Origin of the sequence: Lentibacillus amyloliquefaciens (assembly GCF_001307805.1) — a bacterium.
Classification (GTDB): Bacteria; Bacillota; Bacilli; order Bacillales; family Amphibacillaceae; genus Lentibacillus; species Lentibacillus amyloliquefaciens.
Window position 1 is genome coordinate 2409791 of record NZ_CP013862.1, and the last position, 14850, is coordinate 2424640.

At 43.2% G+C, this 14850-nt stretch carries 20 protein-coding genes; 16 read left to right on the top strand and 4 right to left on the bottom strand.

The features are described from left to right. The first annotated feature begins 11 nt into the window (after positions 1-11). The 5 genes from mnmH (at position 12) to AOX59_RS12090 (ending at position 2953) form a co-directional block, all read left to right on the top strand. Entirely contained in the window at positions 12-1067 is a 1056-nt protein-coding gene (gene mnmH, locus AOX59_RS12070; RefSeq protein ID WP_068445876.1) for a tRNA 2-selenouridine(34) synthase MnmH, read from the top strand. Between the two features lie 107 nt (positions 1068-1174). After that, positions 1175-1567, top strand: coding sequence for a hypothetical protein (locus AOX59_RS12075; RefSeq protein WP_082684198.1), 393 nt, complete (start codon positions 1175-1177; stop codon positions 1565-1567). A 577-nt stretch (positions 1568-2144) separates the two neighbouring features. Continuing rightward, entirely contained in the window at positions 2145-2384 is a 240-nt protein-coding gene (locus AOX59_RS12080) for a hypothetical protein (protein WP_068445880.1), read from the top strand. Next, entirely contained in the window at positions 2368-2676 is a 309-nt protein-coding gene (locus AOX59_RS12085) for a hypothetical protein (protein ID WP_068445882.1), read from the top strand. The genes AOX59_RS12080 and AOX59_RS12085 overlap by 17 nt, the downstream gene beginning before the upstream one ends. 4 nt (positions 2677-2680) lie before the next feature. Then, positions 2681-2953, top strand: coding sequence for a hypothetical protein (locus AOX59_RS12090; RefSeq protein ID WP_068445884.1), 273 nt, complete (start codon positions 2681-2683; stop codon positions 2951-2953). Between the two features lie 31 nt (positions 2954-2984). Here AOX59_RS12090 and AOX59_RS12095 read toward each other — a convergent pair whose 3' ends face one another. Continuing rightward, the gene (locus AOX59_RS12095; protein WP_068445886.1) at positions 2985-3932 is read right to left on the bottom strand and encodes an MBL fold metallo-hydrolase; all 948 of its coding nucleotides are present in this window, start codon (positions 3930-3932) and stop codon (positions 2985-2987) included. A gap of 75 nt (positions 3933-4007) precedes the next feature. Continuing rightward, positions 4008-5303: an alpha/beta hydrolase gene (locus tag AOX59_RS12100; protein ID WP_068445888.1), complete on the bottom strand. Its 1296-nt coding sequence runs from the start codon at positions 5301-5303 to the stop codon at positions 4008-4010. 81 nt (positions 5304-5384) lie between these two features. Here AOX59_RS12100 and AOX59_RS12105 point away from each other — a divergent pair, with 81 nt between their 5' ends. Beyond that, a complete protein-coding gene (locus tag AOX59_RS12105) occupies positions 5385-5753 on the top strand; it encodes a hypothetical protein (protein ID WP_068445890.1) in 369 nt (122 codons plus the stop codon). Further along, positions 5753-6364, top strand: a complete 612-nt coding sequence (locus AOX59_RS12110; RefSeq protein WP_068445892.1) for a spore coat protein — start codon at positions 5753-5755, stop codon at positions 6362-6364. Before AOX59_RS12105 ends, AOX59_RS12110 begins: the two co-directional genes overlap by 1 nt. Before the next feature lie 95 nt (positions 6365-6459). Here AOX59_RS12110 and AOX59_RS20040 read toward each other — a convergent pair whose 3' ends face one another. Further along, a complete protein-coding gene (locus AOX59_RS20040) occupies positions 6460-6633 on the bottom strand; it encodes a hypothetical protein (protein ID WP_169792877.1) in 174 nt (57 codons plus the stop codon). Between the two features lie 3 nt (positions 6634-6636). Then, positions 6637-8592, bottom strand: coding sequence for an aconitate hydratase (locus tag AOX59_RS12115; protein ID WP_068445894.1), 1956 nt, complete (start codon positions 8590-8592; stop codon positions 6637-6639). 155 nt (positions 8593-8747) lie between these two features. On the opposite strand from AOX59_RS12115, the gene AOX59_RS12120 reads away from it, so the two are divergent. The 9 genes from AOX59_RS12120 (at position 8748) to AOX59_RS12160 (ending at position 14677) form a co-directional block, all read left to right on the top strand. After that, a complete protein-coding gene (locus AOX59_RS12120; RefSeq protein WP_068445896.1) occupies positions 8748-9548 on the top strand; it encodes a TIGR00266 family protein in 801 nt (266 codons plus the stop codon). A 303-nt stretch (positions 9549-9851) separates the two neighbouring features. Further along, complete coding sequence (locus AOX59_RS12125) at positions 9852-10034, top strand: YfhD family protein (protein WP_068445898.1); 183 nt, start codon at positions 9852-9854, stop codon at positions 10032-10034. 175 nt (positions 10035-10209) lie between these two features. Next, positions 10210-10653 (top strand): YueI family protein, encoded by a 444-nt coding sequence (locus tag AOX59_RS12130; RefSeq protein WP_068445900.1) that lies wholly within the window; start codon positions 10210-10212, stop codon positions 10651-10653. A 190-nt stretch (positions 10654-10843) separates the two neighbouring features. Further along, positions 10844-11725, top strand: a complete 882-nt coding sequence (locus tag AOX59_RS12135; protein WP_068445902.1) for an ABC transporter ATP-binding protein — start codon at positions 10844-10846, stop codon at positions 11723-11725. Between the two features lie 24 nt (positions 11726-11749). Next, positions 11750-12496, top strand: coding sequence for an ABC transporter permease (locus AOX59_RS12140; RefSeq protein WP_068445905.1), 747 nt, complete (start codon positions 11750-11752; stop codon positions 12494-12496). Between the two features lie 17 nt (positions 12497-12513). Continuing rightward, entirely contained in the window at positions 12514-12978 is a 465-nt protein-coding gene (locus AOX59_RS12145) for a LytTR family DNA-binding domain-containing protein (RefSeq protein ID WP_237049262.1), read from the top strand. Continuing rightward, positions 12968-13381: a DUF3021 domain-containing protein gene (locus AOX59_RS12150; RefSeq protein WP_068445908.1), complete on the top strand. Its 414-nt coding sequence runs from the start codon at positions 12968-12970 to the stop codon at positions 13379-13381. Before AOX59_RS12145 ends, AOX59_RS12150 begins: the two co-directional genes overlap by 11 nt. 72 nt (positions 13382-13453) lie before the next feature. Continuing rightward, on the top strand, positions 13454-13711 hold the full coding sequence (locus tag AOX59_RS12155) for a DNA alkylation repair protein (protein WP_068445910.1): 258 nt from the start codon (positions 13454-13456) through the stop codon (positions 13709-13711). 630 nt (positions 13712-14341) lie between these two features. Then, positions 14342-14677 (top strand): hypothetical protein, encoded by a 336-nt coding sequence (locus AOX59_RS12160; RefSeq protein WP_068445912.1) that lies wholly within the window; start codon positions 14342-14344, stop codon positions 14675-14677. The last annotated feature ends 173 nt before the right edge of the window (positions 14678-14850 follow it).

The following is a 14850-nucleotide window of genomic DNA, read 5'->3' on the forward strand; positions in this document are numbered from 1 at the left end:
GTGATGACAGTATGTTTCATGACATAACGTTAGAAGAATTGCTTAAACAACAGCATAACGAAAACCACACGATCATTGATGTGCGTTCACCGAAAGAATATAACGAAACAACCATACCGGGCAGCATCAACATTCCGGTGTTTTCAGATGAGGAACGTGCTGAAGTCGGCACGCTTTATAAACAGGTCGGCAAAGAAACGGCGAAAGAACGCGGCCTGGAAATCATGTCTGCCAAACTTCCCGAATTCATTGCCAGGTTTCAGGAGATTGATACACCAAAGACTGTGTTCTGCTGGCGGGGCGGCATGCGCAGCAAAACGGCCGCCACAGTCGTTGACTTAATGGGAATTGATGTATCCCGTCTTCAAGGCGGCGTCCGGGCATACCGCCAATGGGTCGTGAGCGAACTGGAAAAAGCCGACTTCCCGCCTGATATTGTTGTGTTGAACGGCAATACCGGAACAGGCAAAACAACGCTTCTTCATCAACTGGCTGAAAAAGGTTATCCGGTCATCGATCTTGAGGGAATGGCCGGGCACAAAGGTTCCATTTTCGGACACATCGGGGTTGAACCCAATATCCAGAAAGAATTTGAGTCCCAGCTTGTGCAATCAATGCGCAAATTGCGGGATGCGCCGTTTGTTTTAATTGAAGGTGAAAGCAAACGGATCGGCAAAGTCACAATGCCTGAATTTTTGTTTGATAAGAAAGAACAAAGCACACAGCTGTTCATCAATCTGCCGGTGGAACAACGTGTCCGGAACATTTTGGACGACTACCAGCCCTGGAATCAGCCGGAAAAATTCATCGAAGCATTCGATCGTATCAAAAAACGCATTCATACACCAGTTGCCAAACAGATTGATGAGGATTTAAAGGAAGAAAATTATCACCAGGCTATCCGGCTGCTGCTTGAATATTACTATGATCCGAAATATACACATATGTTCGAAAAATATCTGAAAGACAAAACAAAAATCTTTGAAACCACCGATATGGAAGGCGCCTTTTCAAAAATTGAAAATGAATTATTTAAGATGTATCCTCAAAAGGCAAAATCTATGTAATACATGAATTGAAATAGTGTGTTCATCTTCTGTTCATACGCATGCCATATACTTAACATAGATATCGAATGACAGTTTGTTTATTTAACAAAAGGAGAGAGTTACTATTGGAAAGACACAGTAAAGTTTTACTTAGATTTTCCGCTTTATTCGCCCTGCTGGGTGCTTTCATCGGTTCACATATGGCAGGTGCAGGCAGCCTGGCGTTTAAGACCGTGCACGCCCACATCCTGGTTGTCGGCTGGCTGACGCTATTTGCCTGGGCTGTTTATTATAAAATCTTCACCCCGGCCAAAACGATCATCGCCACACTGCATGTCTACTCAGCAATTATCGGTTCAATCGGTCTGACTGCCGGTATGTGGCTCTATTATATTCGTCCGTTTGGCCTCGCTGATGGATTGGTGACGGTTTTCTTTATTGTCGGCGGCTCGATTCTGCTCTTGAGCTTTGCACTGTTTGCAGTTCTGACGTTTATGCGAACGGAAGACGGGGATTAATTGTTGTGAACTTGAGCGAAAATATTGTGAACTTCAGATTTTGTGACAGTTTGAGCCAAATTAAAAGCGGAAGAGCCCTTAAATATGAAAAAGCTTGTACCGCATATTCGCCTTAAAAATTGCAAAGAAGCAATAAGCCGGGTAAGACCTGGCTTTTTTATTTTTAGGCTATTTTCTTAACTTTTGTTGTTCTTTAATCGTGCAGTTGATGTAAACTGCGACACAGATATTTCGTGAGCCTCTCTAGCGACTCAGCTGGAATATACATGGCCCTCGTCGTGTTGCAAGTGATGTCATTGAAGCCCATATTTCTATTCTCGGGCTGATATTTCCGTTCTCGAGCCCATGTTTCTCCTCTCGCGCCTATGTATCTGTTTTCCGGCCCATGCCCGATTCTGTTCAACTAACATTCAGCGGAAAAGTGCGCTCCGCTGAATGAAGTTTCACTTTATGGATTTTATGTCAAAAACAACGGACTTTTAGAAAGCAGCTTTTTTATGATTTTCAAATTGTATCGAACATTAAACCAAAATTTTGGTTATAATGATTATAATAACAAAATAAAGGTGGTGCTTTCATGCGGTCAGCCAAAATAACTCGGATTAACAAAAACATCGCCAAAAACCGTAAAAAGGTTAACGCTCAATTGAATGAAGATCGAGCTAAAAATCCAAGAATCCGGCGTTCAAGACTACGATCAGAAGATGAACAAAAAACTTTAACCGAAATCACAAAGGCTAGTGTTGAGCGGGCTAAACGAGAAGGGAAAATGAAAATAATCGGTAATCGGAGGATGTATTATGATCCGTCTGAATGAATTGAAACAGCATTTTAAGGAACTCAATTCTTTCTCAAAACATGAAAGGATGATACAAGTTTGCGGTCTATTAACAGCGTACTTCCAGCAAAAAAACATTCATCCGATAATCGTTGGCGGGTTATCTGTGGAGTTATATACAAGAAACAATTATACAACTTATGATATCGATTTAATAAGTGATGGACGTGATAAATTCGATAAATTGTTTACCAATGAACTCGGATTTAACAAGGAAGGCCGAAGCTGGTACCACCAGGAATTAGAGATTTCCTTATCACCTTCCAAATAACCATTTGGAAGGTGATAAGGAAAAAGTCGTTGAAATGGAATTAGAAAACGGGCTCATTATCTATGTAATCGGTGTCGAGGATCTGATTATTCACAGGCTTGAATCCGCCGTTGTTTCACATCCCAAGAATCCGAATTGGACAGATGATTACCACTGGGCACAGCGAATGTTTCAAATCCACCAGGATGATTCCGAAATGATGGACATGAACTATATATTAGACGCAGCTCAAAAAGCACAGGTCGATCATATCATCAAAAAGTGGTTAAATAACTAAGTACCTGCCACCGCTCGTGACAGGCATTTAGTTATTGTTTTAGCTTTTTGAAGTAATCAATGATACCAAGCGCGCAGACCTGCATATCCAAATTGAGTATAATATAGACATCATGGTCGGTCCGCAATCCTCTTATCGATAATTCACCTTTAACCTGCTCCAGCATGCGGGATGCCAGTACATCGTACCCTTTCCCTTCCGACACCGTTTCTTCACCGATATCAACAAAAATATCCAGCCATTCGGAAACTTGATCAAACGCTTGATTAACATTTTCCGTCATACCGAAATGCCCGTAATAAATCCTGTCCGGGCTCATATTGCGGATGCGGTCGATTGACGCACGCATGGCGTTCGGATCAAAATGATTCGGGGAAGTTGACGGCAAAAAGAAATCAATACCCTCATTAATCAGCTGTTGGTAGCGAATCCCAACTGTATCCCCGGTGAACAATCCATTGCTGATCGGATCATAAATACTGAAATGATGCCGCGCATGGCCTGGTGTGTCCAGAAATTCCAATGTACAGTTACTGCCAATTTTAAGTTTCTTACCGTCCTCCTTAACGATCAGACGGTCTTCCGGCACTGGGATGATTGGATCAAATAACTCACTGAAGCTCTCACCATAGACACCTCTGGCTCCTGCAACAAGCTTTGTCGGATCCACCAAATGTCTGGCACCTTTCGGATGAACCACGACTGTGGCATTCGGACAATCCTGAAGGAGCAAGCCAGCCCCGCCGGCGTGATCAAGATGCACATGTGTCACGATAATATACCTCACATCTTCCAAAGCGTAACCAAGTTCATCGAGGCCTTTTTTGATGTATTTCACTGAAGGGCTTGGTCCTGTTTCGATCAGCGTCAGGTCGTTTTCGTCAATCACATATGTACCTGTGCGCTCAGCTGCACCCAAATCAAATCCATCGATTAAGTGAATACGCTCATCCAGTTGAATCGGCTTTTTATCCTCCATTTCCACTCCCCCCCTTCATCAGTTCCTCTCCATATTATACAACAATCCACCGGCAGAAAACGACTTTCAAAAAAGTTATTTAAACCCATTTTTGTTCAAAAAGTCCACAATCCCTTCCATAAGTCCATCTGCCAGCGGTAAATCGGGATTACTGTAGGTTTCCATATTCCCCTGTTCATCTTCCGGTGCATCTTTTAACACGTGATTCATTTTATCAAGAACCATTCGTTCAGCATCCGGCTTGGTTTCATGAAGCAATTCCGCTTCACTGTCTGCAACTTGCAAATCACGGCCACCGCTAACAACAAGCACCGGCATCTCAAGTTCAGTGATTTCTTCGGCAGGATCATATTGCATCCATGACGCGATAAAATTCTGAACAGATGGTCTGAAGACACTTTGCAGTTCCTGGCTGACGTCTTTAACTTGTTTGCCTGCTCTCAGCTTTTCAAGAATTGGCTCCGCTTCCTGTAATGACGCCTCAGACAGTTGGTTTTCCAGTTGATCATGAAGAACCTCATCAATCGAACGACCCGTACCGGCAAGTGAAATAAAGGCATCTGCATGCCCTTCCTGTGCAGCCAGCATGCCCACAAGTGAGCCCTGACTGTGTCCGATAATGCCTATGTCAGAAAAATCTTCACTCCGGGCAAGCAACTCAGTCCAGGCCGCCGCATCATTCACAAATTGATTAAACTTGAGTTCATTTTCCGGAATGGAAGCTTCCAGGTTTTTTCCAACACCGCGCTTATCATAGCGCACACTGGCAATTCCATTTTCGGCTAATCCCTCAGCCAGTATTTTCAGACTGTTATTCGCTCCCTGAATGCCGGCTGAATTCCCGTTGCGGTCAGTCGGGCCTGACCCCGGGATAATCAGCATCACCGGGAAAGGGCCACTGCCATCAGGTTTCTCCAGCTCGCCGTAAAGTGTTCCTTCATTCGTTTCCACACTCAAGAAATTCTCATCATTTTCATCGACAGGACCACCTTTCGTTAACTTAAATGGAAACGTTTGCCCCTGTTGACTAAAATCACCTTCAATCACGTTATCCTTGAAAACCCCATCGAATGAAATCTGCTGTCCCTGTATTTCCATAAAAAAAGCGACATTTTCCCCATCAACATTAACCGAAGACAGGGGATAATCTTTAATGCCCTGAACTGGAATACTGATGGTCCCGGACCAGTCATTTTCGTTGGTTAGATTAACAATGATATCCAGCTGCTGCGCGGGAATTTCAATTGCTCCTGTCCATTTGCCATTCACAGCCGCACTCTCCTTAGATTTATTATTAGCATCACCATTGCACCCGGCAACCGCTGCCAGTATGAAAATAATCAAACATAAAATAAATGCTGATTGTCTCACAGAAATATCCCCCTCTGCATTTGCCGGTACTACGATAATGGGAAGCAGAAGGTTTCATAACTGAAAAAATGCTCCATAACTATGGTGGATGGTGGGCTTCTCGATCGTTTTGATGGGCTTCTCGATCGTTTTGATGGGCTTCTCGATCGTTTTGATGGGCTTCTCGATCGTTTTGATGGGCTTCTCGATCGTTTTGATGGGCTTCTCGATCGTTTTGATGGGCTTCTCGATCGTTTTGATGGGCTTCTCGATCGTTTTGATGGGCTTCTCGATCGTTTTGATGGGCTTCTCGATCGTTTTGATGTTTTGCACCTTCGCGTATGCTCGGTGCAAAACACCAAAATTAAACGCCACTTTATAAAAAATGGCAATAACAAACCGGCTATTCGATACATAATGAGCCAATTTCATACCAAAATAACAGTGAATACTTTTAGGAGGTTATGTTGATGCAAAACCAGCAGCAAAATTTTACGGACACGACGCAACTGCCACCGCAGCAGCATTATGGCGGACATGACATGTTTGATGGACATGAAGCTTTATCATCACTGACAGGTGCCATGGATCAATGCGTACTCTACGACCAATATATTCAGGATCCGGAATTGCAGACAATGTCACAAAAGCACCGCGCTTTCTGCAACCAGCTGTATAACACCATCGTTGATACGTATCAATCCGGACAGGATCCGGCTGTCGATACCCAGTCCTATAAAATGGACCAGAACAATACTGTTACGTATGGCATGCAGCCTCCGTCACAGCCGTCAACACCTGTTCAGTCGGTGAGTGAAATCAATGACGAGAAGATTTCCGGCTTTATGATGGGTTCGCTGAAATCAGCTGCAACAGCATTTACAAGTGCTTCGCTGGAGATGACCAATCCCGTTATGCGTCGTGTGCTGGCAGACAGCGTTCCAAACTTAATTGAAATGGCCTATGAAGTATTCCTTTATCAAAACAAAAATCAATATTACCAAGTGCCTCAACTGCAGCAGCAGGATATGCAGGCATTTCAGCAAAGCTATGCACCAAGCCAGGGAACAATGCCGCACTAACTTAAGCGAGGTCAAAAAGAAGGAATCGGTAAAACAACCGATTCCTTCTTTATCGTGTTTTTAAGTTATTTGCTCTGACACTTTGGCCAATCATATCAGTCGAGCAGACGATTGTTTTCATCGACGGACATGATGCGGGCGGAGCGGGAGATATCTTCAATATCACGTGTCCCGTCCCCATAACAAACACTGCATTGGTACTGCCACCCCTCATCATCAGAAAGCATACCTGTACCCTCACAGGCTTTGCACATATTATCGCGAGCCATGATTTATCCTCCTAACTGCTGACGGTCTTTTGCCCAATTGATAATGCCGCCTTTCAGCATGATCTCAATTTGACGTTCGGAAAGGCTGTGTCTGACATTGATTTGTTCATTCTTATCTTTGACATCAATTGAAAATTCATTCCCTTGCTGAATTTTATTCCGTAAATCGGTAAGCACAAGGGTATCACCGGACGAGAGTAAATCATAATCTTCCTCGTTAACGAATGTCAGCGGCAGCACACCGAAGTTCACGAGGTTCTGCCAATGGATGCGTGCGAAATCCTTTACAAGTGCCACGCGCAAGCCCAAATATCTCGGTGCAAGTGCGGCATGCTCACGGCTGGACCCCTGACCATAGTTAAAACCGCCGACAAGGGCATGACCTCCCTCATCAACCGTTGTCTTCCCCCTCTTATAATACGTATCGTCGATAATTTCAAATGTAAATTTGCTGATTTCCGGCAAATTGCTCCGGTATGGAAGCACACGGGCGCCACCAGCCAAAATCTCGTCAGTCGATATATTATCGGCCATTTTCAAAAGAATCGGCAGCTCCATATGATCAGGCATGGCATCCATTTTAGGAATTGAAGCAATATTCGGTCCCTTATTCAGTTCTACCTCTGTTGCCTGTTCATATGGCAATGGCGCATCCAAGAGATTCATATTCGCCGTTGCGTGCTTTGGTTCCTTAATTTTGGGATAATCTGCTTCGATTGTGCGCGGGTCGGTTATTTTCCCTGTTAATGCTGATGCAGCTGCCGTTTCCGGACTGCATAGAAAAACACTGTCTTCTCTCGTCCCGGAGCGGCCGGGAAAATTCCGCGGTGTCGTGCGCAAGCTGTTTCGGCCTGTTGCCGGCGCCTGTCCCATCCCGATACAGCCATTGCACCCTGCCTGATGCATTCGTCCACCGGCTTGAAGGAGGCTTGCAACATGGCTTTCTTTTACCAGATCAGTCAGCATTTGACGTGATGTCGGATTAATATCAAATGACACGCCATCAGCAATCTGCTCGCCATCAACCATTTCTGCCGCTATCGCAAAATCCCGATACCCCGGGTTTGCAGATGACCCAATATATGACTGGTAAATCGGTTTGCCTGCCAGTTCTCTCACAGGGACAACATTTCCCGGGCTGGATGGTTTGGCAATAAGCGGTTCCAGTTCAGACAGATCAACTTCTTCCAACACATCATACAATGCGTCTTTATCGGCCTCCAGTTCAATCCAATCATCTTCCCGGCCCTGCGCTTTCAAAAATCGCTTCACTTCTTTATCAGATGGGAAAATCGAGCCTGTTGCGCCAAGTTCCGCACCCATATTCGCAATCACGTGACGATCCATGGCACTTAACTTCTCAACTCCCGGGCCAAAATACTCCATCACAAATCCGACCCCGCCTTTAACATCATGCCGGCGCAGCAGCTCAAGAATGACATCTTTAGCACTGACCCAGTAAGGCAGCTCGCCTGTCAGTTTGATGCCCCATACTTTCGGCATTTTCACATGAAATGGTTCACCGGCAATGGCCATCGCGACATCAATCCCGCCTGCCCCCATCGCAAGCATCCCCATACACCCATTGGCACATGTGTGGCTGTCAGAACCAAGCAGCGTTTTCCCGGGCTTAGCCAGCCGCTGCATATGTACGGGATGACTAACCCCATTTCCCGGTCTGGAATAATACAGGCCAAACCGTTCTGTTGCACTTTGCAGAAACAGATGGTCATCAGGGTTCTTATTGTCTTCCTGAATTAGATTGTGATCGACATACTGTGCTGAAGCCTCAGTCTTTGCCCTGTCCAATTCCATTGCCTCAAGCTCCAGCATGACCAGCGTTCCGGTTGCATCCTGTGTCAATGTTTGATCAATTTTCAGCCCAACTTCTTCACCAGGGGTCATTTCACCGGTGACAAGATGGTCCTTTATCAATTTCTGGGTGATATTCAGTGGCATCGAAATCCTCCTGTCAAGTTCTTTTCCATTAAAGTTTATACATAAGTATACTTTCGTAGTATATGAAAAAGACATATAATTATTTCATACATAGGTGAATCTTTTCAGGATTTTCCACGTATTAGTTATTAACACTGTAAAAGGGGATGGAAAACGTGAATAACCATGAAATTGATTACGAACTCCACGGGGATGACATGCAATTCGTCGAAGTTGAACTCGACCCGCAGGAAACGGTGATTGCCGAGGCGGGCAGTCTTATGATGATGGATGAAGAAATCCAAATGGAAACGATATTTGGTGATGGAGCTTCCAACCAGGGCAGCGGGATTATGGGAAAACTGCTCGGTGCCGGAAAACGTGTCATTACCGGGGAAAGTCTGTTTATGACCACATTCACAAATGATGGAACCGGCAAAAAACACGTCTCCTTCGCTTCACCATTTCCGGGTAAAATTATGCCAATGGATTTAAGCGAGCTGAATGGCAAGCTGGTTTGCCAAAAAGATGCTTTTCTCGCTGCTGCCAAAGGTGTATCGGTCGGGGTTGAATTTCAGAAAAAAGCAGGCGTCGGCTTCTTCGGCGGTGAAGGCTTTATTATGCAAAAGCTTGAAGGTGATGGCATGGCATTTGTCCATGCCGGGGGAACCATGCATAAAAAACAACTCGCACCCGGCGAGACACTTCGGGTTGATACAGGCTGCCTCGTTGCGATGACACAGGATATCAATTATGATGTCGCATTTGTCGGCGGTGTCAAAACAGCTTTATTCGGTGGAGAAGGACTGTTTTTTGCAACATTGCGCGGCCCTGGTACAGTTTGGGTGCAATCACTGCCGTTCAGCCGTCTCGCCAGCAGAGTGTTTGCTTCAGCCCCTCAGGAGGGCGGTTCTGACAAAGGTGAAGGAAGCATTGCCGGCGGATTATATAACCTGTTTGGCGGTGACCGGCGCTAATAAAGTGAAACTTCATTCAGATAAATTGGTTTTTATTTCTTTAAATGATTAGATGAACAGAATCAGGCATTAAAGGACAGTTAACCACTGTTCTCAGACGGGTTACCGTTCTTTACATGCGGGATAAAGCGAAACTTTATTCAGTGGGATGCTCTTTCCCACTGAATATTAGTAGAGCAGAATCGGACATTTAGGGACAGTTAACCGCCGTTCTCAGGCGGGTTACTGTCCTTTACATGCGGGATAATATCGGTGTTTTTCGCACATACTATCCGCGAAGCCATTTTGATTGAGGTGGATTGTATGGGAAGAGATGAACATCGCACGAATCGCAGAGGAAGAGCTCGTCTGGCACAAACGCCGCAATATGCGAAAACGGACAGCAAAGCAGTTGAGTTTTCCGAGGAATTTGGTGATCACAACGACAAAATAGCTCAAGTCAGAAGACGTGCAGCTGAAAAACGCGTAAAAAACAATAGATCCTGATAAAAACCCGGCTGCCACCTCGTCTTTTCAGAGGTCAGAAGCCGGGAAGTCAGACTTGAGGAAAGTGCCCCCGACCCCCTGGGGCACTTTCTTTCATTTTAAAACCGCAATTTTGCCTAAGAGTCAGTCATCGTTTAAAATATCATATGAATACCTAAAAAAGAAGGTGGCAAGCATGGCGAAAAAGAATGTTGATGACTATTTGACGGAAGGGATGTACGGATCCCGGCAAACGAAACGATCTGAACGGAAACAATTCCTGGGAACAATCAGAGAACGCATTGTGATCGCGCTTACAAAAGGACAGGTCATGTCAGATAAAGGACTGGCACACCTCGATCAGGCAATGAAAGAAAACAAAGATGCCAAACTGTTTATGAACGGTGATGTGTCACATAAATTTTTGAAGGAAGAAAAAGATCTGGCCAATAAATACAATATTCCTTATACAGAAGTCACCAATGAGGATGCCGATACAGACATCGGCGCCGTCCTTGCGTATGATTATGCGATTGAGAAAGAAGATATTTTTATTGATGATAGTACAGATAACCAAACGAAAGAAAACACTGAAACAAATGAATCCTTCTTCGGAAAAATCAAGCGATTGCTCTCATAGCTTGCATAATGCGTTTGACTCAACCAAATTTTTCCTTAATCATCACTCATTATTATGGGTGATGATTTTTTATTTACATACGGCATTTATGTTATTTCAAACATAAAATCCAATGTGTTATACAAATTCCGGCGACATTAATGCGGTTTTTTGCCATAATCAAGAAAACAACGAAAGGCAGGTGCTTGTATTGCTGACTATAAACAATATTAATAAATCCTATGCTGGCAATCATGCATTGTCAAATGTCTCATTACACATCCCTGAAGGAATTTGTTACGGGCTTGTCGGTCCAAACGGGGCAGGTAAATCAACATTGATCAAAATTATCGCATCGGTCATTCATAATTTTGATGGGCATGTTCAGTTTTCCAATAACAAACTCCAAATCGGCTATGTCCCGCAAGAGATTTCTTTGGAGGAAACGGTAACAGCATACGATAATCTGTATTTTTTTGGCAAACTTTACGGCTTGTACGGAAAAGTATTAAATAGGCGGGCGAATCAGGTCTTATCGGAAATAGGTCTTGAGAACCGCGGAAAAGACAAGGTGCTGACCTTCTCAGGTGGAATGAAGCGGCGATTAAATATAGGGTGTGCGCTCATGCACAAGCCTAGGCTGATCATCACGGATGAACCAACTGTTGGTATCGACCCGCAATCACGCCAGTACATTTTTCAAATGATTGAGCAGCTTAAAGCAAACGGCTGTACCATTATATATGCCAGCCACTACATGGAAGAAATCGAGCAAATATGTGATGAAGCAGCATTTATGGATCATGGACAAATTGTGGAAAACGGCCCGGTTGAAAGTCTGCTGCAAAAATATGCTATTCCTGCTGTTTATGTTAAAGGGCAACATGGTCTCCCTGATGATATTGATCAATATGGTTCAGTCACAAGCAAAGATAATGGCTATTTAATAACAACAAGCAACCCACTTAAAGTAATGGAAAAACTGATCGATTTCAGCAGGATGAAGGATTGCAGGCTAGAGCGGCTGGAACTTTCCAAGCCGAGTCTGGAAGAGGTTTTCTTTGCATTAACAGGAACCCAACTGAGGGATTAGCCACCAAATAAAGGAGGATATCAGATGAATGCCATTGCGAGTTTGGAATTGAAAAAAAATCTCCAGGATCGCGGCCTATTATTTTGGACGTTGATACTGCCGATTGTATTTACTGTATTATTTATTGCTGTCTTCACATCCGGGGCAGGCGAAACAGAAAGCCGGCAAGTCATTTCATCTATAGTCCCGGGGTATACAATTATGTTTGTTTTCTTTATTATGATATCAATGACAGAATCGTTTATTAAAGACCGGGACAAAGGCATGGTTGCCAGAATCGCCAGCACACCGCTGTCACCGTATTTATATATATTGGGAAAATGGATCCCTTTCATATATATAGTGATGATACAAATTATGATATTGCTTTTATTTGGAAAAACAGTATATGATATTCCACTGGAGCAGCCGGTATATTTATTGTTTTTATCCGTACTGTTAACTTTTACGGTCACAGGAATTGGATTGGCGCTTGCTGTGATTGTCAAAACCAATAATATGGGGATTGCCTTGACACAAGTCATCGCTCTGGGCGGGGCAATGCTTGGCGGACTCTGGATGCCGGTGGACATGATGCCGGATATCCTCCAGACAATCAGCGCATTTCTACCACAGTACTGGGGACACCAGGCTTTTCAGGATGCTATGGCAGGCACGCTGCAATTTGCTGACTTTTTACAGATATCCCTTATTCTCTCAGGATTTGGCCTGTCAGGATTTATAGCAGCCTTGTTAGGCTACCCGAACTTTTTAAAACGGGCAAAGGGATAGAGAAAACAGGGGGGTTGATGATGAAAGTAAACATCGATATCGATGATAAGCACACGGAACCATCCATCTCCATTCAAACGAATGAATGGTCTGAGGAACTGGAAGAAATCGTTGCTATCATTAAACGAAAAAACCGGCAGCGGTTATTCGGGGTTGAATCCGATCAAACCGTTCTGCTTGACCCTAACAATATTGATTTTGTGTATGCTGAAAAAAGGAGAATTTTTGCGTGTATTAGTAATCGAAAAGTGGAGATACGAATGAAACTTTTTGAAGTGGAAGATATGTTAGCCCCCTATGACTTCATGCGCTTTTCCAAATCTGTAATTGGCAACCTTAATCAAATTGAGCGCTTTGAATTGTCATTTAACGGAAACCTTTGTGTTTACTTCCACTCCGGAAATAAAGAATATATTACACGAAAATATGTGGCACCAATCAAAAACAGGTTGGCGATGGGAGGGCAGTCAGATGATCGTTGAAGCAATCAGGAGAAGCTTAATGGGGATAGCTTTTGGTGGTATTATTACATTCATTGCACTTACGATTGTGAATTTTACTGATACAGATGTTTCCGTTTCGCAAATATGGATTTATATGCTCTGTTCCTTTATTCTTGGTATCTATTTTGGTTTGGCATCGTTCATCTTTGAGGATAACGGGTGGAGTGAATTGAAAGCAACGGTCATCCACTTCATCATGTCGATTGCCGTTTACTTTATCATCGCGCTGTTTATTGCCAAATGGATTCCATTTACCTTATCAGCTATTCTATTGAGCTTCTTAGTTTTTATCGTCATTTACGTCCTGTTTTGGATCGGTTATTATCTGTATTACAAAAAAGTGGAAGAATCGATGAACACCAATCTCCGAAAAGACGACTGACAACTCCGGCTGCGATGATTTCGAATAACAATTTACAGTTTTGGAATAATAAGGGCTGGAGGTGTCTCTGATATGACGCATCAATACCTTTGCCCGAATTGCAAAACAAATCGTTCCCGGTTTAACATTATCGAACAAGTGGCAAAGTCGGTGAAATTGGACCCGCAAACCGGGGAACTATTAAATGATTATACAGAGGGCCAGCCGGAAGTTTTTCATATTACCTACTCTGGCCCGGAGTATAAAATACAATGCGGTTCATGCGGGCTGGTTGAAGATGAGCTGACCTTTGTGAAGTTTGCTGAACATGATCGCAATAGCCGGCAGTAGTGTCATATGCGATATATCGTTATAACACATTGCATCAAATGCGCTTCGGGTAATACTCATATCGGAGCGTTTTTGTACGTACGGATTACACTCTGACAGCGTAACCCACAAAATCATTTTCCGGATTCTCATCGCTTGCACATAAAGTGAATCTTCAATCAGTGGGGGTTTTCTTTCCCCTCTGATTGTTAGATGAACGAATCGGACATTTACTGGCAATTGAACCCCCTCCTAAGCTTCATCGTATACGCGCACATTTGAGGTGAAGGTCTTACTCCCATGAAAATCCACTGTTAGTTAGCACGAAAAATGTCCAGTATAGACAATATAAAACCATTTTCATCCTAATTGGTGAATCTTTGATTCATGGATGGCTGCCAGTTACATGTGGGATAATACGTATGTCCCAAATTAAAAATATAATGCAAAAAATTCTTGGATATAACATAATTATTTGATTTTGCATTCCTTTAACAATAAATTCTATTGACAATATCTTTTATAATTATGATTTCGTCTCACAAACGGCATTTTTCTTTGGTTTAATTCCGCTTAATTTAAAGTTGCGCCCTGTAATATAGCGTGATATAGTTTAAACAAGTTTCACCGCAATAAGAGGAGGTGAGAAAATTGGAAACGATTTTACAGCAGTTAGTCAATGATATCAAAGACATCAAGATTAACATGGCGACGAAAGATGACTTATCGGGGATGGCGACAAAAGATGACATCCAACGTCTTGAAGAGAGACTTAAAGAAAAAATAGATGACAATGCGGCAAAGATAGATGATAATGCAGCAAAAATAGATCGTAATTACAGCCAAATCAATCGAAATTTCAATCAGGTTGCAATAAATTCAGAAAAACTGCAGGCGTTATCAGAAAGCAGTCAAAGACAGGATAAATCGATGGAAACCCTCGCCTTACGCTCCATTGAACATGAAACAAAGCTAAGAAATTTATAGGATGCACTACGAAAAATTAATGTAAATAATTGGAAAAATCAACAAATCTGAATACCTATTAGAGCAAAATAAGTTTCTCCGCATCTGACAAAAGTAATTGCTCTACAAAAAGTCACCCCAGCTTCCGAACTTCTTTAAAGATTCCAATTCAACAGCCACCTAAAGCGTGATTA

Excerpts from the sequence above, each read along its gene's own strand:
- AOX59_RS12155 (WP_068445910.1), top strand. The coding sequence starts at position 13,454 with ATGACGCATCAATACCTTTGCCCGAATTGCAAAACAAATCGTTCCCGG.
- AOX59_RS20040 (WP_169792877.1), bottom strand. The coding sequence starts at position 6,633 with ATGGCTCGCGATAATATGTGCAAAGCCTGTGAGGGTACAGGTATGCTT.
- AOX59_RS12115 (WP_068445894.1), bottom strand. The coding sequence starts at position 8,592 with ATGCCACTGAATATCACCCAGAAATTGATAAAGGACCATCTTGTCACC.
- AOX59_RS12095 (WP_068445886.1), bottom strand. The coding sequence starts at position 3,932 with ATGGAGGATAAAAAGCCGATTCAACTGGATGAGCGTATTCACTTAATC.
- AOX59_RS12145 (WP_237049262.1), top strand. The coding sequence starts at position 12,514 with ATGATGAAAGTAAACATCGATATCGATGATAAGCACACGGAACCATCC.
- AOX59_RS12125 (WP_068445898.1), top strand. The coding sequence starts at position 9,852 with ATGGGAAGAGATGAACATCGCACGAATCGCAGAGGAAGAGCTCGTCTG.
- AOX59_RS12130 (WP_068445900.1), top strand. The coding sequence starts at position 10,210 with ATGGCGAAAAAGAATGTTGATGACTATTTGACGGAAGGGATGTACGGA.
- AOX59_RS12105 (WP_068445890.1), top strand. The coding sequence starts at position 5,385 with ATGGTGGATGGTGGGCTTCTCGATCGTTTTGATGGGCTTCTCGATCGT.
- AOX59_RS12080 (WP_068445880.1), top strand. The coding sequence starts at position 2,145 with ATGCGGTCAGCCAAAATAACTCGGATTAACAAAAACATCGCCAAAAAC.
- AOX59_RS12085 (WP_068445882.1), top strand. The coding sequence starts at position 2,368 with ATGATCCGTCTGAATGAATTGAAACAGCATTTTAAGGAACTCAATTCT.
- AOX59_RS12150 (WP_068445908.1), top strand. The coding sequence starts at position 12,968 with ATGATCGTTGAAGCAATCAGGAGAAGCTTAATGGGGATAGCTTTTGGT.
- AOX59_RS12110 (WP_068445892.1), top strand. The coding sequence starts at position 5,753 with ATGCAAAACCAGCAGCAAAATTTTACGGACACGACGCAACTGCCACCG.
- mnmH (WP_068445876.1), top strand. The coding sequence starts at position 12 with ATGTTTCATGACATAACGTTAGAAGAATTGCTTAAACAACAGCATAAC.
- AOX59_RS12140 (WP_068445905.1), top strand. The coding sequence starts at position 11,750 with ATGAATGCCATTGCGAGTTTGGAATTGAAAAAAAATCTCCAGGATCGC.